Raw genomic sequence first — 20,015 nt, 5'->3', positions numbered from 1 at the left:
CGCTGCAAAGAGGGAAATGAAAAACAGATCAATCGCTCTATGGGGGATTGAGGATTGAGAAAAATGGTCGGAGCGGCGGGATTCGAACCCACGACCCCTTGACCCCCAGTCAAGTGCGCTACCGGGCTGCGCTACGCTCCGAACCGAGGAAACCCCTATATAACCAGCGCTTAGAGCGCAAGCGGGAATTTCGAACTCGGCGTGAAAAAGAAATCTCCGGCGTGGAAAAGCTGCGGGCACTCGGCGGGTCGATCAGAAGAAAAGTCCATTTTGTCGGAAGATCGCCCATGGATCGGCGATCCTCGATCGCAATGGAACCTTCACCAAACCTGAAATCACATCGTTGGAAACGCTGCCCTGACGTAACGTGAGCTTGCCATCACAACCGATTTGAGGGACAGTTTGGTACTGGCCCTTGAGGCCTGGAGCCTCCCTTTCAGGAGTAGACCATGCCTCTTAAATCTCTGATGGCCGTAACCGCACTTGTCGTCCTGACGCTGTCCGGATGCGCGACGTCCGGTTCGACCAACACAACCTACGCGCAGTGGAACGGCCCCTATCCGCAGCCTGATGTTTCCGCATCCAGCCCCGGTGGTTTCCGTATGTCCTACTAAACGCGGCAACTTTAGTGTGAGCGACAGAACACGGGCCCTGTGGGCATCCCTCAGTCGCTCACGTCAATGCATGCGTGGTTTGCCCCTTCCCTTGGGCCTGCAGCATTTGAATGCGAGCCGCCAATCTCACAAACTGACGATCGAACGAGTATTCGCCGATTGCTCGGCCGGAACCGTCGGCTGACTGTTATGCGACCCACGACCGCGCAAGCGTCACGCCTGCGTCGTCGGTCAATTTTCCTATGGTCTTGAAGGCGGGGCGCCTCGTCGGACGAGCACGCGCTTGGTAGGCGACCGCGGTACTCTCAGCGCACCTGATCGAGCAGGCGTTTGCATTCCAGGAGATCGTAGAGCGCCTCCTGCAGCAGCGCCCGGTCTTCCTTGCCGACGGACGACGATTTGCCGAGCGAGATTTCCGGCACGTCGTCGCTGCCGCCGCCGAACGAGAAGAAGCGGCGGCTCGCCGGTGCCTTGGCGCGGCCGACGATCTGATCTTCTTCCGAAACGCCGGCCTTGGGCGGTGCCGGCTCCTCGTTGCTCGACGCCGCAAGCGCTTCGACGGTTGCGAGATCGCCGCTGGCAATGGCGGCAACGAACTTGTTGCCGTTGGTTTTCAACAGCTTCTGCACGCCCTTGATGGTGTAGCCGTGATCATAGAGCAGATGCCGGATACCCTTCAGGAGATCGACATCCTCCGGCCGATAATAGCGACGACCGCCGCCGCGCTTCATCGGCTTGATCTGCTGGAAACGGGTTTCCCAGAAGCGCAGAACATGCTGCGGCAGATCGAGGTCGTCGGCGACCTCGCTGATGGTGCGGAAAGCGTCCGGGCTCTTTTCCATGTGGTTCCCAATCCATGTCACGCGACTCACGCTCGCGGGCCGCAATGAACCGATATCATACCGATGATGGCACGAATCGGGTCCATTTCAACGGCTTATGGATGGGTTTTCAACCACATTTGTGGCTGAAGCCATGACTTCACGCCGCGGGAGATGCCGGCTTCTGCTTCGCTCTACGGCTGAGATGGGCCTTCAGCACGCGCTGCTTGAGCACGTTGGACGCCTTGAAGGTCATCACACGGCGCGGCGAGATCGGCACTTCCTCGCCGGTCTTCGGGTTTCGCCCGATGCGTTCGTTCTTGTCGCGGACCTGGAAGGTCGCGAAAGAAGACAGCTTCACGCTCTCGCCACGCACGATTGCGTTGCATATTTCGTCAATGACGGTTTCCACCAACTCGGCAGACTCTGTCCGTGACAGACCTACCTTGCGAAAAACCGACTCAGCCAAGTCTGCTCGTGTTACTGTTTTTCCGCTCATCTTCCCCCACCAACGTCTGGCACGCCGATCAGCGACCGAAGACTATTGCCCTTGCCTATTGTGGTCAAGCGCCTGCGTTGCCTCAGCATTTTTTACCAGCGTATCAGAACGGAGCCCCAAGTGAAGCCACCACCCATGGCTTCGAGCAGAACGAGATCGCCCTTTTTGATCCGGCCATCGGCCGCCGCGGTGTTCAGGGCCAGCGGAATGGACGCCGCGGAGGTGTTGCCATGGAGATCGACTGTCACCACAACCTTATCGAGCGGGATGCAGAGCTTCTTGGCCGAGCCATCGATGATGCGACGGTTGGCCTGGTGCGGCACAAGCCAATCGATGTCCTCGGCCGTCGTGCCGGTCGCCTCGAAGGCTGCCTCGATAACGTCGGTGATCATGCCGACCGCGTGCTTGAAGACTTCGCGGCCTTCCATCTTGAGATGGCCCACCGTTCCCGTGGTCGAAGGACCACCATCGACATAGAGCTTGTCGCGATGGGCGCCGTCCGAGCGAAGCTTCGCCGTCAGCACGCCACGGTCGGCATTCGTACCCTCGCCTTCCTGGGCTTCCAGGATGATGGCACCGGCGCCGTCGCCGAAGAGCACGCAGGTCGTCCGGTCGCTCCAGTCGAGGATGCGCGAGAACGTCTCCGAGCCGATCACCAGCACGCGCTTGGCAAGACCGCCGCGGATGTAGGCGTCGGCCGTCGTCACCGCATAGACGAAGCCGGAACAAACGGCCTGCATATCGAAGGCTGCGCCATGGCGCATGCCAAGGCGATCCTGGATATTGACGGCGGTTGCCGGAAACGTGTTGTCCGGAGTCGAGGTCGCCAGGATGATGAGGTCGATGTCATCTGGCGTAAGCCCGGCATTGGCGAGTGCGGCGCGCGCGGCGCCTTCGCCGAGCGACGCGGTCGTTTCGCCCTCGCCGGCGATGTGGCGCTGCCGGATGCCGGTGCGCTGCACAATCCACTCATCGGACGTATCGACCTTGGATTCCAGCTCCTGATTGGTAACAACGCGCTTCGGCAAAGCTGCGCCGAAGCCGCGGACGACGGAACGGATCATCTATTCAAACCTCATCATTCATGCCGGCGGAAAGGGCCTGCGGCGGTTCTGCACCATGGTACTTCGCCAGATCGAGCTCGATCTTCGACTTCAGGCCATTCTTCACCATGTCGTAGCCGACATCGATCGCGGCTGCGAAACCTTCGGCATCCGCACCACCATGGCTCTTGATCACGACGCCATTGAGGCCAAGGAATACACCACCGTTGACCTTCCTGGGATCCATCTTCTCGCGCAGGCGATCGAACGCACCCTTGGCCAGGATGTAGCCGATCTTGGCAAGCAGGGTGCGCGACATTGCAGCGCGCAGATATTCGGCAATCTGGCGCGCGGTGCCTTCGGCTGCCTTCAGCGCGATATTGCCGGAAAAGCCTTCGGTCACAACGACGTCGACCGTCCCACGGCCGATGTCGTCGCCTTCGACGAAACCGTAATAGTCAAAGCCATCGATATTGGCTTCACGGATCAGGCGGCCAGCTTCCTTGACCTCTTCCTGTCCCTTGATTTCCTCGACACCGACGTTGAGAAGCCCAACCATCGGTCGTTCGATCTCGAAGAGGGCCCGCGCCATGGCGCCGCCCATCAGCGCGAAGTCCATGAGTTGCTGCGCATCCGCACCGATCGTCGCGCCGACGTCGAGCACGATGCTCTCGCCCTTCAGCGTCGGCCAGATGGCAGCGATCGCCGGGCGCTGGATCCCCTGCATCGTGCGCAGACAGAAGACCGACATGGCCATGAGCGCGCCGGTATTGCCGGCCGAAACGACGACATCGGCCTCGCCGGCATTGATCGCGTCGATCGCCTTCCACATGCTCGATTTGCCGCGGCCGCGGCGAAGCGCCTGGCTCGGCTTCTCGTCCATCGCCACGGCGATTTCACAATCGTAAAAGGTGCTGCTGGCCTTGAGCTTCGGATATTTTCCCAAGAGTTCCGCGCATTGCGCTTCGATACCGAACAACACGAACTTGATGTCCGGATGACGCTCGAGCGCTCTTGCGGCACCCGGGATGACGACTTCGGGACCATAGTCGCCACCCATCACGTCAAGTGAAATTCTGACCACGCGTGTCTTATCCTTCATTTCTGCCACACAACACGTGCCGTCGTGGCGCACTCACCTGGGACGCAATGACGAAACATATTGCTTCTGACGCTTGAGCCAAGCACGCGGCAGATCGCTTCACGGCTCTTTTGGCCGGTTTGGGGCCAAAATACTGCTTTTCCTTTGCGTGACAACCGAATTATAGAAGAGGCTTTCGCGGCCTCAGTCCTTTTTCCAGTCCTTCAGGACAGCAAACGGGTTCGGCTTCTTGTCGTCCGCTGAGGTGCTCTCGATTCGCTCGCCGAAAGCCGCACCCGGCTTGCGCGGATAGGGGTCGATGGCAAGCGCCACCTGCTCGCTGACGACGACGCCGGCATCGATCGTGTCGCCCGTGAACGTGTCGGGGATGTCGGGACCATCCGGGTCGAGAATCATCTCGCCGCCGTCGTTGCTCGCCTGGCGGGCGAGCCGCGATCCTTCGGGAACCAGGATCGCTTCGACCGGTTCATGGATGTCGGCCTCGACGGGCTCGAGCGTCACCACGCAGCTTTGCACGATGCGGGCCGTGACATCGCCCTTGATCTTGACGCCATCCTTCTTCCAGCGCGCGATCTGCAGCTCTGCGCTGAGCGACAGCACATCCCTGACGCACCAGAGCTTCGCCAGTGCCGCCCTTTCCCGCTCGTTTGCTGAAAGCTGCACGCTGACAGCGTTCGCCGAGATATGCCCCACCTTCACCGGATAGGAGAAGGCCGGCTGGCTATCGTCTTTCATGATCGGATCCTTCCTCGCCAGGGCGATTGATGCCGCCCAGTCGCGAATGCAGCTGCCGCCCGGGTTCCGGCTCGCGGCGCTGATATCTCTTAATAACCGCTCTATTAAACGCCAGCGGATGGAATCTGCAACTGACCGGCCTCGACAACCTCTTCGGCAATGTCGGCGAGTTGCGCCTCGACAGTCAGCAGATAGGCTGCAAGCGCCTCCATCGAGGGTGCTGCATCGCCGCCTTCCGGATGAAAGTTGCGCTTGAGTGCCGCTGCCAAGGCGGCCGTATCCTTCGCTTCCAGCGCTGCCGCGTAGGATTCGAGGCGACCGTAATACATGCCGGCCAGCTTCTTCATCTTCTTCGGAACGCCGGCATCGCCCACGCCGAGTTCGCGGATCGAGTGATCGACGTCCTCGAAGAAAGCGTCTATGATCTCCTGGGCGATTTCCTGGCCGGGCCTTGCCGAAGCACGGGTGCGGCGGAAGTAGAGGATCAGCACAGCCGACAGCATCTCGAACCGCCCCATGACCGTGTCCGGCACATCGAGGTCGGTGTAGAGATAAGGTTGGCGCGCGGCCGACGTCAGCAGTGCATACTGACGCTCGACAATCGCGGCATTGCCGCTTTTTCTTTTGAACAGTCCAAAAATCATCACAAAGCTCGGGCTTGGCTTTCTCGAAATGCGCGCAAGCGCCCATCCCGTTGTTGCATGACAGCCGAAGCTGGTTTACCGAAGCAGGCACGAATTGCAATGGCGGATCTGCCATCGTTTCTCCAAGGGGAGCTGTCGTTGACGAAGCGGTATTTGAGAAAAAATTTTAAAACCCTCGGCCGCGTGGCGGCCGTAGCTACCATCGCCGGTCTCACCCTTTCAGCCTGCCAGTCCGCCAATGTCGGTGAAGTCCTTCATCAGGGTTATGTGGTTGACCAGGAAACGCTAAACCTCGTTCCGGTCGGCTCCAGCCGCGAGCAGGTGCTCCTGTCGCTCGGCACCCCGTCGACGACCGCGACCTTCGACAACGAAGTGTTCTACTACATTTCGCAGACCCGCAAGCGTCCCGTCGCCTTCATGAAGCCTCAGCTGGTCGACCAGTCGATCCTCGCCGTTTACTTCGACAAGGAAGGTACTGTCAGCCAGCTCGCCCATTACACGCTGAAGGATGGCAAGGTCTTCGACATGCTGTCGCGCACGACGCCGACCGGCGGCAAGGAAACGAGCTTCCTCGGCCAGCTGTTGAGCGGACCAGGTGCCGGACAGGCTGCCGCAAAGAGCCTGTTCAAGGACTTCGGCAGCAAGTAATTCACCCGTCACAAAGCAAAAGGCCCGCGGAAGTCTCTTCCGCGGGCCTTTTTCGTTTCAGCGATGCGATCAGGCGAGGACGGCCAGAAGCAGCAGTGCCACGATGTTGGTGATCTTGATCGCCGGGTTCACTGCCGGACCGGCCGTATCCTTGTAGGGATCGCCCACCGTGTCGCCGGTGACGGATGCCTTGTGCGCCTCCGAGCCCTTGAGATGACGCTCGCCGTTCTTGTCGACGAAGCCATCCTCGAAGCTCTTCTTGGCATTGTCCCAGGCGCCGCCGCCCGACGTCATCGAGATCGCCACGAAGAGGCCGTTGACGATGACACCGAGAAGCGATGCGCCGAGTGCTGCGAAGGCCGAGGCCTTCGAGCCCGACAGAAGCAGCACGCCAAAGTAGACGACGATAGGTGCGAGCACCGGCAGCAGCGAGGGAACGACCATTTCACGGATCGCCGCCTTCGTCAGAAGGTCGACGGCGCGACCATAGTCCGGCCGCTCCGTGCCTTCCATGATGCCGGGTTTTTCGCGGAACTGTCGACGAACCTCCTCAACGATGGATCCGGCCGCACGGCCGACCGCCGTCATCGCGATACCGCCGAAGAGGTAGGGGATGAGACCGCCGAAGATCAGGCCTGCCACAACGTAGGGGTTGGAGAGATCGAAGGAGATCTGGCCCACATCGGCAAAGTACGGGTACTTGTCACCATTCGCCGCAAAGTAGCGGAGGTCGTTCGAATAGGCCGCGAAGAGCACCAGCGCGCCGAGACCGGCCGAGCCGATCGCATAGCCCTTGGTGACAGCCTTGGTGGTGTTGCCGACCGCGTCGAGCGCATCGGTGGATTTGCGCACTTCCGGCGGCAGATGCGACATTTCCGCGATGCCGCCGGCATTATCCGTCACCGGGCCGAACGCATCGAGTGCCACAATCATGCCGGCAAGACCGAGCATGGCGGTGACGGCGATGCCGGTCCCGAAGAGGCCGGCGAGTTGGTAGGTGAAGATGATGCCGCCAACGATGACGATCGCCGGCAGGGCCGTCGATTCCAGCGAGACGGCAAGCCCCTGGATCACGTTGGTGCCATGGCCGGTGACCGAAGCCTGGGCGATCGAGTTCACCGGCCGTTTGTTGGTGCCGGTATAATATTCCGTGATCACCACGATCAGGGCCGTCACGATCAGGCCGAGAATGCCACAGAAAAACAGATTCCAGCCGGTGATGTCCTTGCCGTCAACCGTACCAATGGTGCCCCATCCGATCGTGAAGGACGTGGCTGCGCCGAGACCGAGGATCGACAACACGCCGGTGACGATCAGACCCCTGTAGAGAGCGCCCATGATCGAATTGTTGGTACCGAGCTTGACGAAGAAGGTGCCGACGATCGAAGTGATGATGCAGGCTGCGCAGATGGCCAGCGGATAGACCATGACCGTCGCGAGCACCGGCGTGCCGGCGAAGAAGATCGCCGCCAGCACCATGGTCGCGACGACCGAGACGGCGTAGGTCTCGAACAGGTCGGCCGCCATGCCGGCGCAATCGCCGACATTGTCGCCGACGTTATCGGCAATCGTTGCCGGATTGCGCGGATCGTCTTCCGGAATGCCGGCCTCCACCTTGCCGACGAGGTCCCCACCGACGTCGGCGCCCTTGGTGAAGATGCCCCCGCCGAGACGGGCGAAGATGGAGATCAGAGAAGCGCCGAAACCGAGCGCGACCAGCGCGTCGATGACTTCGCGCGAGGCGGGCTCATGCCCGAGGCCGACCGTGAGGACGACGTAGTAGACGGAGACGCCGAGAAGCGCCAGGCCCGCTACGAGAAGGCCGGTAATCGCGCCTGACTTGAAAGCGATGTCGAGGCCGGAGGCAAGGCTGACAGAAGCCGCCTGGGCAGTGCGGACGTTTGCCCGAACAGAAACATGCATGCCGATGAAGCCCGCAGCGCCCGAAAGGACCGCACCTACCAGAAAGCCGAAAGCGGCGGCGGGAGAAAGAAGAACCCAAGCGGCGATGAAAACGACAACACCGACGATGGCAATGGTCTTGTACTGACGCGTGAGATAGGCCTGCGCCCCTTCACGAATGTAGCCTGCGATTTCTTGCATGCGGGCGTTCCCCTGGTCGGCGGCCATCACCGACTGTGTTGCCCAGATGGCATAAACCACCGCGAGCAACCCGCATGCGATAACGCCCAGTAAAATGGTCATTTCGCATTACCCTCCGTTACAACCCGCGGACTCACTCCCGGCCACGGGCCCCTCAAAACCGCGAATCACGCGCCACCTCCTCAAGCAGCACCCCCCACGGCGCGGCCAGAGTGCGGTTGCAACGGGAGATCGTCAAGCCCCGGAAAACGCCAGTGAGAAGGCGCTCCGGCGGCTTTGAATGTCAGGAGAATGGAGTTAGGCGGCGGCCTTCCGCGGTGTGCGCTTCAGGAGCAGCAGAAGTACCAGGCAGACGATGGTGACCGGCCACACGACCGCGTTCAGCATGTCCCAGCCATAGGCCGAAAGGACCTTGCCTGAAGCAAAGGACGACAGTGCCACGGTGGTGAAGAGGATGATGTCGTGGAAGGCCTGAACCTTGTCGGCCTCCTGCGGACGGTAACTGCTGGCGACGATCGCCGTCGAGCCGATGAAGCCGAAATTCCAGCCGAGGCCGAGCAGCACCAGCGCACCCCAGAAGTTCCAGAGTTCGATGCCCATATGCGCCACAGTCGCACAGGCCATCAAGAGAAGCAGGCCGCAGCCGACGATGCGCTCGGCGCCGAAGCGGCTGATCAGCCCACCGGTGAAGAAGCTTGGGGCGAACATCGCCAGCACGTGCCACTGGATGCCGAGCGTCGCGAGCTCGGTCGAAAACCCGCAGCCCACCACCATCTCGACGGGAGCACCGGTCATCATGAAGGTCATCAGCGCATAGCTGGAGATGCCGCAGACCATGCCGGTGGCGAAGCGCTGGCTGCGTACGATCGCGCCGAGAGGACGCACGGCCTCATGGTGGTGATCTTTCACCATCGCACCCGGTTCGGGCAACCGCAGGGGTGCGAAGAAGAACGCCGCGAGCAGGCAGATCGGCAGCAGCACGACGAAAGCGCCGGCAAAGGCGACGGGCGCAAACAGGTCTCCGGCAAAGATGACGATCTGGGGGCCGAGCACGGCCGAAACGATACCGCCGCCAAGGATCAGCGAGATCGCCTTGGGTTTGTAGAACGACGGGGAAGCATCGGCGGCGGCGAAACGCAGCTTTTGGGTGAAGCCGTTCGACGAGCCGAGCATCGCGAGAGCAAAGGCGAAGAGCCAGAAGCTTTCGCGGAAGAGCGCGACGGCGGCGAGCGCCGCGCCTGCGGCAGCGATCCCGGTCCCGGTCATGAAGGCAAACCGGCGCCCGATCAGGCGCGAGAGCATCGCGACCAGCACGACCCCAAGCGCCATGCCGACGTTGAAGGCGGTGAGCGGTGCTGTTGCCAGCGACTTATCTTCCGCCAGCAACTGGTAGCCGGCGACACCGCCGATGGAGAAGCAGATCGGTCCGACGACGCCGAGAATGGCCTGCGCGGCAGTCAGATGGAAAACGTTGCGGCGCGCTTCGCGAAGGGTGGCCCCCATGTCATCCGCAGCAACCGCAACCATAAACTCTACTTCCTGAACTCGCTACGAACCTGCTTGGCAATACGATCGAGAACGGCATTGACCAGCTTCGGCTCGTCATCCTCGAAGAAGGCCTTGGCGATCTCGACATACTCGGTGACGATCACCGGAACCGGCACGTCCTTGCGTTCCAGCATTTCGAAGGTGCCGGCACGCAGGATGGCGCGCACGGTAGAATCGAGCCGCGACAGTGCCCAGTCGTCCTGAAGCGCCGAACCGATCAACGGATCGAGTTTGCGCTGGTCGCGCACGACGCCGGCGACGATCGAGCGGAACCAGGAGGCGTCAGCCTTCAGATAGGTGTCGCCGTCGACATCCTGGCCGAGGCGATGGGCTTCGTACTCGGCAACCACTTCGAGCACGCCGGTGCCGCCAATGTCCATCTGATAGAGCGCCTGCACCGCGGCAAGGCGCGCTGCGCCGCGCTGGTTGACCTGCTTCAGCGGCTGATCCGAGGGTGTCTTCGTCACTTTTCCGTGCCCAGTTTCTTCTTCAATTCAATCATGGTGAGCGCTGCACGCGCAGCAAAGCCACCCTTGTCACCTTCCGACCGGCGGGCGCGTGCCCAGGCCTGGTCGTCATTCTCGACCGTCAGGATGCCGTTGCCGATGGCGAGGCTTTCGCTCACGGCGAGATCCATGATGGCCCGCGAAGATTCGTTCGCGACGATATCGAAATGATAGGTCTCGCCGCGAATGACCATGCCGAGCGCGACGAAGCCGTCATATTCCGTACCGCCTTCGTCAGCACCGTCGAGTGCCATGGCGATCGCCGGCGGGATTTCGAGCGCGCCCGGAACCGTCACGATATCATAGGTGGCCCCGGCTGCGTCCAGCGCATGTTTGGCGCCGTCGAGCAATGCATCGGCCATATCGTCATAGAAACGCGCTTCCACAATCAGAATGTGGGCTGCCGTGGTCTCTGCCATGGATCACCTGTCTTTGAGAGTTCGTCGCCGGTTGCGACCGGCAGGCGGCGGTCAAACCATGCCCGGCACCGAATGGCAAGCAAATTCCGCCGCAAACGGCCTTTTGCCGCGCCGGACGGCGCCAGAATACCAAGCCCGAAGGGCTATCCTTGCCGTTCGGGCTTCGAACACAATCGCATGGTTGCTTGCGGTTTGCCACGCGGAACAGCAAGTTCAGGTACCAGACAGGAATTGAACGAGGCATCCGCATGCTTGAGATCCCATCAAAGATCCGCCTCCCCCGCGCCCCTCGAGCGGTCCTCTTCGATATGGATGAGCTGCTCTTCGACACCGAGGCGCTTGCCCGCGACGCCATGATGCGGACCGCACCGGATTTCGGCTACGAGATGCCCGCCTCGCTCTATCTCGACACGATCGGCCTCCCAGGCGACGCGACGCGGTCCGTGCTGAGGCACAGCGCGCTCCTCCGCCGCAGTTACCGTCATAGGATTGCAAAATCGAGGCATAAGCAACGTAACGTTTATCAATTTCGACGCTTGTCGGTTGACGTTCCCTCGATCGCGCGACACGGATAGGAACGGACCGTGGATGCTTCTTGCGAAATGCACGGCGTCAGGGAGATAGACATGACGGAAACGCGAAAACCGATCGTCAATCCGAAGACCCTCAACCTCGACCATTGGACGAAAGGCGAAGGGTTCGAATCGAGCGACGCCTCCTTCGGCGCGTTGCTGGGCCTTAAGGATCTCGGTATCGGCTACGGTGAAGTGCCGCCGGGCAAGTCCGGCTGCCCGTTCCACAATCACCACGTCGAGGAGGAGCTTTTCATCATCCTCGAAGGCGAAGGCACGTATCGCTTCGGCAACGAGCGCCATGCGGTTGGACCGGGCGACATTCTTGGCGCGCCTGCAGGCGGGCCGGAAACGGCGCATCACCTGATCAACACTGGCAGCGTGGCGCTCAAATACTTGTCCATTTCGACCATGGCAGCCACCGAGATCTGCGAGTACCCGGACTCGGGCAAGTTCCTCGCCAAGACGCGCAGTGCTGATGGCCAGAGGCGATTCCGCTTCATTGGCAGACCGGAAGACACTGTCGACTATTGGGACGGCGAGCCCGGCGCCTGAGTTCACCACAGCATAGGATCGAACATGCATAGCGTGCCTATCATCGAGACCGACCGCCTCATCCTGCGCCCCTATCGCCGTGACGACTTCCCCTCCTACGCCGCTCTGTTCGGCGATGCCGAGGTGATCCGCTATGTCGGCGGGGTTCCTTTTACGCGTGAACAATCCTGGACGCGTTTCCTGCGCCAGGTCGGCATGTGGCACTATTTCGGCTTCGGTTTCTTTGCCATCCAGGATCGGGAAACAGGCGCTTTTCTTGGCGAGGCCGGGTTTCACGATGTACACCGCGCCATCACGCCCTCGCTTGAAGGCACGATGGAGACCGGATGGGCGCTTTCACCAAAGGCCCATGGCCAGGGGCTTGCGACAGAAGCGGTCAGTGCGGCGCTGAAATGGGCCGATCACCAGTTTCCCACGCTCCGCAAAACCTGCATCATCGATGTCGGCAACCGTGCCTCAATCCGGGTTGCGGAGAAGCATGGCTTCAAGGAATTCTGGCGGACGACCTACCATGGCAACCACGTGATCATGTTCGAGCGCCACCAGAAGGCAACGACGACGCACAAGTTGCGTGCGCACGCCGAAACATGAACAATTTTTAATTGTTTTCCAGACCCTACGCCACGGAAACGGCCAGATTCCGGGCCAGCTTTCTAGGCGTTGGCACGACGCGCCCCCGCCCCAAGCCGAGGAAACGCCGCCCCAATCAGTCGAAACCGTCCAGCACGTCTCAATGCGGGTGACGCCACCCGCAATCGACGTTTGCTGGCCGCTGCGGCACGAGATGGTGACCGGTCTCCGAGGCCCATAAGGGTCACCCGTTCGGGTAGGAGCCCGGCAGTCGCGATGTCGCAAGCAAACAAAGGAGCATGACCATGAACCGCATAGCCAAGCTTTCCGTCATCGCTGCCCTCTCCGCCCTGTCCTTCGGCGGCGTTTCCTACGCGGCAGGCGCCGCGATGAACTGGCCGGCCGAGATCGACCACACGGTTCGCGAATTCAAGGGCGACCAGTTCACCGTCGTTGACGTCAACACGCTCAAGGAATCGAGCCAGACGCGCCTGTGGATCGACGAAGCCACGCCGCAACAACTCTCGTCCCTCCACGCAGCGGTCAACGCCAACAAGCCGCTTGCAGCCAAGCTGAAGGGCCAGAACGTCGAGATGAACAACATCGCGGGCGCTGAACAGGCGGCCGATGGCAGCCTGACCTTCTATCTACGCTGAGCCGCCAATCGCCCTCTCAAAACGCCACCGCCCCCAATCGGGGGCGGTTTGCTTTTTTTGAGACATATTCGGCAAAGAATCTCAGACTTCGCTCATGCCGGCTTCGGCGCCGGGAACTCGGCCAGGCGCGCCGCGTAACGGGCCATGGTGTCGACTTCAAAGTTGACGAAATCACCAGCCTTGCGGTCGCCCCAGGTGGTGACCTCCAGCGAATGGCGGATGAGCAGCACGTCGAATTCGGCGCCATCGACCTTGTTGACCGTCAACGACGTACCGTCGAGCGCGACGGAGCCCTTCGGTGCGACAAACCGCGCCAGATGTTCCGGTGCCCGAAGGCGAAAGCGCACCGCGTCGCCCTCCGACTCCACCGAGAGGATTTCCGCCTTGTCATCGATATGACCGGAGACCAAGTGGCCGCCGAGCTCGTCGCCAATCTTCAGCGACCGCTCGAGGTTGATCCGCGTGCCCTTTGTCCAGCCCGCAATCGTCGTCAGCCGCAGCGCTTCTTCCCAGGCCTCGACCTCGAACCAGCGCTCGTTGCTGCCGGCTTCAGGCAAGGCGGTCACCGTCAGACACACACCGGAATGGGCGATGGAGGCGCCCATGTCGATGGTCTTCGGATCATAGCTCGTGGCAACACGCAGCTTGATGCCTTCCTTGAGCGGGGTGACGGCATCGACGGTGCCGATGTCGGTAACAATGCCTGTGAACATCAGTTTTCTCTTTCGTATTCCTCGAACAGATCCTCTCCGTAGCGCGCTTCGGCGACACGCGTGAAGCCGGTCGGCACGGACTTACGGTCAAATGGGGATGCAATGCCGTTTTCGCCAATCGTCCCCGGCCCGGTGTAAAGCTGGATACGGTCGACGAGGTCCGCATCGAGAAAGGCGCGCGCCGCGACCGCTCCACCTTCGACCATCAGCGAGGAGATACCGCGCGAGGCGAGGGCCGTCAGAAGGTCCGCAATCGAACCGGCTTCGAGCACCTCAACGCCGGCGGCCTCCAGGGCCGCCTTGCGTGCGGCCCGGCCGTCATCGACATCCGCGTCCGGACCGCCGGATCCGTCACTGGAGACCACGATCACCGGAACATCCCGCGCCGTTCGCACCAGTTTCGAGGAAAGCGGCAGGTCGAGCCGGCGGTCGAGGACGATGCGCAGCGGCGAGCGATTTTCGAGCCCGGGTAGCCGCACGGTCAATTCCGGGTCGTCGGCCGTCGCCGTGCCGATCCCGACGAGGATCGCGTCCGTCTCGGCTCTCAGCATTTGCACCTGCCCCCGGGAGATGGGACCGGTGATGCGGACCTGCCCTGCCCCCTTACGGCCGATCATGCCGTCGGCGGAAACAGCAAGCTTGAGAATCACATAGGGCCGCCGGCTTACCTGGCGCATGAGATAGGCTTCGAGTGCGTGCTGCCCCTCTTCAGCGAGAACGCCGATATCGACGATGATGCCGGCATCGCGCAGGCGCACGACGCCGCGCCCGGCGACACGCTCATCCGGATCGAGGATCGAGATCACCACGCGGGCAACGCCGGATGCGACAAGGGCGTCGGCGCAAGGCGGCGTCTTGCCGTGATGCGAGCAGGGCTCCAGCGTCACATAGGCGGTCGCGCCCCTCGCCGTCTCTCCGGCCTCTGCCAGCGCCTGGGTTTCCGCATGCGGACGACCGCTTCGCGCCGTCACGGCGCGGCCGACGATGACGCCTTCCTTGACTATCAGGCAGGCGACGGAGGGATTGGTGGAAGTCTGTCCGAGATGATGGCGGGCCAGCCTCAGCGCCGCGGCCATGAACCTCTCGTCTTCACGGGTGGGTCCTGCCATGGCTCTATCCAGCTTTCGCCTATTCGCCCGGATCGCGCGCGATCTTGGCGCTGATCTCGGTGATGACCTTCTCGAAATCCTCGGCATGCGAGAAATCGCGATAGACCGAAGCGTAGCGCACGAAGGCAACGTCATCGAGGCTCTTCAGGGCCTCGAGCACCTGCAGGCCGATTTCCTCCGAGGGGATCTCGGTCTCGCCGGAGCTTTCGAGGCGCCTAACGATGCCGGAGACCGCCCGCTCGATGCGGTCGCGATCGACCGGGCGCTTCCTGAGCGCGATCTCGAACGACCGCAAAAGTTTATCCCGGTCGAAAGGAACCTTCCGACCGGTCTTCTTGATGATCATCAGTTCACGCAACTGCACCCGTTCGAAGGTGGTGAAACGACCTCCGCAATCCGGACAAATCCGGCGGCGGCGAATGGCGTTCCCGTCCTCTGCAGGACGGGAATCCTTCACCTGACTGTCTTCAGAACCGCAATAGGGGCAGCGCATGAGCGACCGATCACATGTAGCCGTACATCGGGAAGCGGTCGGTCAGCTTGAGGACCTTTTCGCGAACGCCGGCTTCGACGGCGGCATTGCCTTCGTCGGAGTTGGCGACCTTCAGGCCGTCGAGGACCTCGACGATCAACTCGCCGATTTCCTTGAACTCGGCTTCCTTGAAGCCGCGGGTGGTACCGGCCGGCGTGCCGAGACGGACGCCCGAGGTGACGAACGGCTTTTCAGGGTCGAACGGGATGCCGTTCTTGTTGCAGGTGATGAACGCACGGCCGAGGGCGGCTTCCGCGCGCTTGCCGGTTGCGTTCTTCTTGCGCAGGTCGACGAGCATCAGGTGGTTGTCCGTGCCGCCGGAGACGATGTCGAGGCCGTTGGCCTTCAGCGTTTCTGCGAGCGTGCGGGCGTTCTTGACGATCTGGGCCGCATAGTCCTTGAACGACGGATGCAGCGCTTCGCCGAGAGCAACAGCCTTGGCGGCGATGACGTGCATCAGCGGGCCGCCCTGGAGACCCGGGAAGACGGCCGAGTTGATCTTCTTGGCGACATCTTCGTCGTTGGTCAGAACCATGCCGCCGCGCGGGCCGCGCAGCGACTTGTGCGTCGTCGTGGTGGCGACGTGGCAATGCGGGAACGGCGACGGATGCTGGCCACCGGCAACGAGACCGGCGATGTGCGCCATGTCAACCATCAGCCAGGCGCCGACTTCGTCGGCGATTTCGCGGAAGCGCTTCCAGTCCCAGATGCGCGAATAGGCAGTGCCACCAGCAATGATCAGTTTCGGCTTGTGCTTGCGCGCCTGCTCGGCAACGTTGTCCATGTCGAGCAGGTGATCGTCTTCACGTACGCCGTAGGAGACGACGTTGAACCACTTGCCGGACATGTTGACCGGCGAACCGTGCGTCAGGTGACCGCCCGAGTTGAGGTCGAGGCCCATGAAGGTGTCGCCCGGCTGCAAGAGCGCCAGGAACACGGCCTGGTTCATCTGCGAACCGGAGTTCGGCTGAACGTTGGCGAAGTTGACGCCGAAGAGCTTCTTGGCGCGTTCGATCGCCAGTTCTTCGGCGATATCGACGAACTGGCAGCCGCCATAGTAGCGCTTGCCCGGGTAACCCTCGGCATATTTGTTGGTCATGATCGAGCCCTGGGCTTCGAGCACGGCGCGGGAAACGATGTTCTCGGAGGCGATCAGCTCGATCTCGTGGCGCTGACGACCCAGCTCCTTCTCGATCGCACCGAAGATGTCCGGATCGCTGTCGGCCAGAGAGCGGGTGAAGAAGGCGTCATTGGATTGTTCAAGCATCGGCGCGAGGCTCCTCTCAAGGGTGGCAGTTCTTTAGCTTCCTCGCACGGCAAGAGCAATATCTGCTGTGCGGATTGCGCCATTTCCCCCATCTGCCGCGCCGAAATATCGCGAGCGCTGGCGCATGAAAAAGCCGCGCTTCCAGGGGAAGCGCGGCTTGTCGATCTCGTGTCGCAAATTCGCTTATTGCGGCAGCGCGTCCTGATCGACCGAGCCGGGCGACTGCTCGACGCCATAGGGCGACTGCAGCGCCAGCTCGGTGGCACCGTCGCGCTGGTAGATATCATCGCGGAACTGCACCACGCCATCCTTTGCGGACCAGGCCGTGATGTAGGTGAAGAACACGGGCACTTCCTCGGCGAGCGTGATCGGCGTGTTGACGCCGGTCTTGATGGTCGCCTCGATCTGCTGGCGCGACCAGCCGGGCGTATCCTTCAGCAACCAGGTCGAAAGATCGCGCACGTTCTGCACGCGAACGCAGCCGGAAGACTCGAAACGCATCAGCTTGTTGAACAGACCCTGCTGCGGGGTATCGTGCATGTAGACCTGATGCTCGTTGTGGAAGTTGATCTTCGTCGACGACATCGCGTTGATCTTGCCCGGGTCCTGGCGGAACATCAGGTTCGGCGCCTTCTCGGCGTTCCAATCGACCGTTTCCGGCGACACTTCGCCGCCACTGCCGTCGAACAGACGGATCGAGTTGCGTGCGAGATAGGTCGGGTCCTTGCGCATCAGCGGCATGATATCCTTCTGGATGATCGAGCGCGGCGCGGTCCAATAGGGGTTGAGGATGACCTCGTAGATCTTCGAGTTGAGGATCGGCGACTGGCGGTCGATCTTGCCGACGATCGCCGTATGGCGCAGCGCCACGCGGCCGTTCTCGACCGCTTCGATATAGGCGGCCGGAATGTTGACCATCACGTAGCGGCGGCCAAGATCGCCGGACATCGACTGCAGGCGAACGAGGTTGGTCTGGAGCTGGCCGAGGCGGGTGTTGGCGTCGACGTTGATCGCCTTCAGCGTGTATTCGCCGATGACGCCATCAGCCGGGAGGCCATGGCGAGCCTGGAAGCGCTTGACCGCGCCTTCGACGTAGGAATCGAAGGACGAGGAGACGCCTGCCGACTGCGGCAGGTCACCGGAGACCATCAGGCGCTGGCGAAGCTGCTGCACCGACGGATCCGTGACGCCGAGCTCGAGCTTGACGCTGGTCTGGACCATCGGCCAGCCGCCTTGCGAAACGATGTTCTGGTAGTCGAAGATTGCCTGCTGCACGTGGGCGATCGTTTCCGGGCCGAAGACCGGCGTGTTCGAAACGACCGTCGTCGCGGTGCGCGATGCCTTGGCGTCGTACTGGTCGTCCCAGGAGCCGCGGCGTGGCGAATTGATGATCTCGTTCAGGGCGTCCTGTGCGCTTGCCGCGCCGGCGACTGCCACGGCGCCGAAGGTTGCTACCGAGCGCAGAAAGGCGCGGCGCGAGAATGCATCAATTCCATTCTTTTTCGACATATTCCTACCATCCCAATGCGTTGGCACGCGCCCTATGCGCTGACACGCACGTTGCCGGAGCCCTAACACGATCGTGGTTAACAAAGGTCAACCAACGAGCCACCCTGCCCTCACAAGATTTCACGACACCGCGAGTGAGGACCCTCATCCGGCAGGCGAAACGCGAAACGAATCCACGCTCAAGAAAACACGTGGCCGCACCTACCGCATGTCGTCGTCGCTGTCACAGCAATATGGCCAATTCGTGTCTCGGACAGGTTGAACGGCGACATGGCACGCCTTTTGCTTTTCGCCGTAGCGGACAAGCCGGCGGACGAGCTGCAGACGGCAACATTTTGATTTTCTAATATTTTCCGTTTGGAAAGCCGTCCGAACGCAGGAATGGCGCGCAGAAGTGGTGCGGCTTTTCCGCAACAGGATGAGAAGCCGGCAAATGGCAAAGGTCGGACACGCAGGGATTGCGCCCGACCCTTGAACTGGAGGTTCTACAGCGCCGCGCGTCTATTCAGACGCGCAAAGGTCGCTGTACCACATTGAGTTTCTGCATAACTTTGTCCTTAGATCGCTTCGATCTAAGGAGTTATGCAGGGCCTGGATTACAGGCGGTACATGATCGAGTCGTTCCAGAAGCGATCGAGGCGCTGCAGGAGCTTGTTCATCTGGGTGAACTCGTCCGAACCGATACCGCCGACCTTCTGGATCGAGCCGATGTGGCGCTCGTAGAGCTTGGCGACGGTTTCGGCGATTTCCTGGCCGTCTTCCGTCAGGCTGATACGAACCGAGCGACGATCGACGCGGGAGCGCTGATGGTTGATCAGGCCGAGGTCGACGAGCTTCTTGACGTTGTAGGAGACATTCGAGCCCAGGTAGTAACCGCGGGAGCGAAGTTCGCCGGCGGTCAGTTCCGAGTTGCCGATGTTGAACAGCAACAGGGCCTGGACGGCGTTGACGTCGCTGCGGCCATCGCGGTCGAACTCGTCCTTGATGACGTCGAGCAGACGGCGATGCAGACGCTCGACGAGGTGGAGGGATTCCATGTAGAGACCGCGGATGGTTTCTTCCTGAGGGTCTCGGGGCTGAGCCGCCTGCGGCTTCATCTTCGTGTTCATTTGACTGCCTCACTGTTTTGTTTGGCGGTGTCAGTTTGTCTTCCCGCCTTGAGTGAGACCCTATCGAATACGTCTAAAATTCTACTTAAACCGCAGCCTTAACAAGAGCTTGCCATTTGACGAGCCTGTCTCAGGGTGAATCAACTCTTACCTGCTTGGCCTGCCGCCAGCGCTGAAAGACGAGTGCCGCCCGGAAAAGAACGAAGGTGACGGCAACCGCCACATGCAGCACGACCAGCAAAGGACGGGCGCCGAAACTCACCGGATAGAACTCATACATGGCGATCTCGATCGCCGCTGCGACCACCCAGACCACAGGCCCCCAGGAGACGAGCAACCAGAGGCCGAGCGCCGCAACGGGATAAACGACGGCGAGCGCCGTCGCAGCCGCGCGCCACTCCGGCGACAACAGATCGAAGCGCCCGGCGCCACCATGGGAAAAGCCAATCAGCATGGCCCAGTAGTTAAGTGCGAACCAGATGCACGAGGCAGAGACCAGACGCAGGAAGACGCCGAAGAGGATCTCGGTCAGCGATGGTTTCAGCACGTGGGCAGAATCATGAAGCATGGCCGGCAAGATAGGGCGGGTCTTCCTCATCCGCCAGCAGGATCGCAGTTTCCCCTCCCCTGCTGCTATCTTTTTGAAGAGAAGAAATGCCGCAGTTCGTTCGCCCGGCGCGCGGTTCCCAATTGCCGCCGCCCCATGATAAAGCGCTTGGCTAACGATGATTTTGACCGGAA

Annotated in this window: 23 protein-coding genes and 1 tRNA gene; 5 read left to right on the top strand and 19 right to left on the bottom strand. The window is 61.4% G+C overall.

Features of this window, described 5'->3' with window-relative positions:
* Positions 1-64: 64 nt before the first annotated feature.
* A tRNA-Pro gene (locus AC3WWH_RS06280) sits at positions 65-141 on the bottom strand.
* 308 nt (positions 142-449) lie between these two features.
* Between AC3WWH_RS06280 and AC3WWH_RS06275 the strand changes: the two genes are divergently transcribed.
* A complete protein-coding gene (locus AC3WWH_RS06275; RefSeq protein ID WP_093232207.1) occupies positions 450-614 on the top strand; it encodes a hypothetical protein in 165 nt (54 codons plus the stop codon).
* Between the two features lie 305 nt (positions 615-919).
* Here AC3WWH_RS06275 and AC3WWH_RS06270 read toward each other — a convergent pair whose 3' ends face one another.
* The 6 genes from AC3WWH_RS06270 to AC3WWH_RS06245 form a co-directional block, all read right to left on the bottom strand.
* On the bottom strand, positions 920-1,456 hold the full coding sequence (locus AC3WWH_RS06270) for a MerR family transcriptional regulator (RefSeq protein ID WP_057252555.1): 537 nt from the start codon (positions 1,454-1,456) through the stop codon (positions 920-922).
* A 139-nt stretch (positions 1,457-1,595) separates the two neighbouring features.
* Positions 1,596-1,934, bottom strand: coding sequence for an integration host factor subunit alpha (locus tag AC3WWH_RS06265; RefSeq protein ID WP_057252557.1), 339 nt, complete (start codon positions 1,932-1,934; stop codon positions 1,596-1,598).
* Positions 1,935-2,026: 92 nt separating this feature from the next.
* Positions 2,027-2,998, bottom strand: a complete 972-nt coding sequence (locus tag AC3WWH_RS06260) for a beta-ketoacyl-ACP synthase III (protein ID WP_057252559.1) — start codon at positions 2,996-2,998, stop codon at positions 2,027-2,029.
* A 4-nt stretch (positions 2,999-3,002) separates the two neighbouring features.
* Positions 3,003-4,061 (bottom strand): phosphate acyltransferase PlsX, encoded by a 1,059-nt coding sequence (plsX, locus tag AC3WWH_RS06255; RefSeq protein ID WP_058320505.1) that lies wholly within the window; start codon positions 4,059-4,061, stop codon positions 3,003-3,005.
* A gap of 201 nt (positions 4,062-4,262) precedes the next feature.
* Entirely contained in the window at positions 4,263-4,814 is a 552-nt protein-coding gene (locus AC3WWH_RS06250) for a YceD family protein (RefSeq protein ID WP_058320179.1), read from the bottom strand.
* Positions 4,815-4,918: 104 nt separating this feature from the next.
* Complete coding sequence (locus AC3WWH_RS06245; RefSeq protein ID WP_058320180.1) at positions 4,919-5,458, bottom strand: ubiquinol-cytochrome C chaperone family protein; 540 nt, start codon at positions 5,456-5,458, stop codon at positions 4,919-4,921.
* A gap of 138 nt (positions 5,459-5,596) precedes the next feature.
* Between AC3WWH_RS06245 and AC3WWH_RS06240 the strand changes: the two genes are divergently transcribed.
* A complete protein-coding gene (locus AC3WWH_RS06240; RefSeq protein ID WP_057252891.1) occupies positions 5,597-6,106 on the top strand; it encodes an outer membrane protein assembly factor BamE in 510 nt (169 codons plus the stop codon).
* A 69-nt stretch (positions 6,107-6,175) separates the two neighbouring features.
* Here the strand turns inward: AC3WWH_RS06240 and AC3WWH_RS06235 are convergent, their stop codons facing one another.
* The 5 genes from AC3WWH_RS06235 to AC3WWH_RS06215 form a co-directional block, all read right to left on the bottom strand.
* Positions 6,176-8,311 carry a sodium-translocating pyrophosphatase gene (locus AC3WWH_RS06235; RefSeq protein WP_058320181.1) on the bottom strand — a complete coding sequence of 712 codons (2,136 nt, stop codon included), beginning with the start codon at positions 8,309-8,311 and terminating at the stop codon, positions 6,176-6,178.
* A gap of 195 nt (positions 8,312-8,506) precedes the next feature.
* Complete coding sequence (locus tag AC3WWH_RS06230) at positions 8,507-9,736, bottom strand: MFS transporter (protein WP_058320182.1); 1,230 nt, start codon at positions 9,734-9,736, stop codon at positions 8,507-8,509.
* 5 nt (positions 9,737-9,741) lie between these two features.
* Entirely contained in the window at positions 9,742-10,224 is a 483-nt protein-coding gene (nusB, locus tag AC3WWH_RS06225) for a transcription antitermination factor NusB (RefSeq protein ID WP_113398386.1), read from the bottom strand.
* Entirely contained in the window at positions 10,221-10,682 is a 462-nt protein-coding gene (ribH, locus tag AC3WWH_RS06220; RefSeq protein WP_034803742.1) for a 6,7-dimethyl-8-ribityllumazine synthase, read from the bottom strand. The genes nusB and ribH overlap by 4 nt, the downstream gene beginning before the upstream one ends.
* Positions 10,683-10,945: 263 nt before the next feature.
* Positions 10,946-11,137 (bottom strand): hypothetical protein, encoded by a 192-nt coding sequence (locus AC3WWH_RS06215; RefSeq protein ID WP_156432981.1) that lies wholly within the window; start codon positions 11,135-11,137, stop codon positions 10,946-10,948.
* 171 nt (positions 11,138-11,308) lie between these two features.
* Here AC3WWH_RS06215 and AC3WWH_RS06210 point away from each other — a divergent pair, with 171 nt between their 5' ends.
* The 3 genes from AC3WWH_RS06210 (at position 11,309) to AC3WWH_RS06200 (ending at position 13,035) form a co-directional block, all read left to right on the top strand.
* Entirely contained in the window at positions 11,309-11,809 is a 501-nt protein-coding gene (locus AC3WWH_RS06210; protein WP_057252572.1) for a cupin domain-containing protein, read from the top strand.
* A gap of 24 nt (positions 11,810-11,833) precedes the next feature.
* Complete coding sequence (locus AC3WWH_RS06205) at positions 11,834-12,400, top strand: GNAT family N-acetyltransferase (RefSeq protein WP_057252574.1); 567 nt, start codon at positions 11,834-11,836, stop codon at positions 12,398-12,400.
* 284 nt (positions 12,401-12,684) lie between these two features.
* Complete coding sequence (locus AC3WWH_RS06200; RefSeq protein WP_058320185.1) at positions 12,685-13,035, top strand: hypothetical protein; 351 nt, start codon at positions 12,685-12,687, stop codon at positions 13,033-13,035.
* 92 nt (positions 13,036-13,127) lie between these two features.
* Here AC3WWH_RS06200 and AC3WWH_RS06195 read toward each other — a convergent pair whose 3' ends face one another.
* The 7 genes from AC3WWH_RS06195 to AC3WWH_RS06165 form a co-directional block, all read right to left on the bottom strand.
* Positions 13,128-13,748, bottom strand: a complete 621-nt coding sequence (locus AC3WWH_RS06195; RefSeq protein ID WP_058320186.1) for a riboflavin synthase — start codon at positions 13,746-13,748, stop codon at positions 13,128-13,130.
* Positions 13,748-14,857, bottom strand: coding sequence for a bifunctional diaminohydroxyphosphoribosylaminopyrimidine deaminase/5-amino-6-(5-phosphoribosylamino)uracil reductase RibD (gene ribD, locus AC3WWH_RS06190; RefSeq protein WP_058320187.1), 1,110 nt, complete (start codon positions 14,855-14,857; stop codon positions 13,748-13,750). The genes AC3WWH_RS06195 and ribD overlap by 1 nt, the downstream gene beginning before the upstream one ends.
* A gap of 19 nt (positions 14,858-14,876) precedes the next feature.
* Positions 14,877-15,350, bottom strand: coding sequence for a transcriptional regulator NrdR (gene nrdR, locus AC3WWH_RS06185; RefSeq protein ID WP_034803756.1), 474 nt, complete (start codon positions 15,348-15,350; stop codon positions 14,877-14,879).
* A 10-nt stretch (positions 15,351-15,360) separates the two neighbouring features.
* On the bottom strand, positions 15,361-16,656 hold the full coding sequence (gene glyA / locus AC3WWH_RS06180; protein ID WP_058320188.1) for a serine hydroxymethyltransferase: 1,296 nt from the start codon (positions 16,654-16,656) through the stop codon (positions 15,361-15,363).
* A 183-nt stretch (positions 16,657-16,839) separates the two neighbouring features.
* On the bottom strand, positions 16,840-18,165 hold the full coding sequence (locus AC3WWH_RS06175) for a L,D-transpeptidase family protein (protein WP_058320189.1): 1,326 nt from the start codon (positions 18,163-18,165) through the stop codon (positions 16,840-16,842).
* A gap of 596 nt (positions 18,166-18,761) precedes the next feature.
* A complete protein-coding gene (gene ldtR / locus AC3WWH_RS06170) occupies positions 18,762-19,274 on the bottom strand; it encodes a transcriptional regulator LdtR (protein ID WP_058320190.1) in 513 nt (170 codons plus the stop codon).
* Positions 19,275-19,404: 130 nt separating this feature from the next.
* Entirely contained in the window at positions 19,405-19,842 is a 438-nt protein-coding gene (locus AC3WWH_RS06165; protein ID WP_058320191.1) for a DUF6163 family protein, read from the bottom strand.
* Positions 19,843-20,015: the final 173 nt, after the last annotated feature.

Source organism: Ensifer sp. EB106-03-01-XG145, from assembly GCF_058792075.1.
The sequence above is the reverse complement of the archived record's forward strand: the minus strand, read 5'-3'. Positions and strand labels throughout refer to the sequence as shown.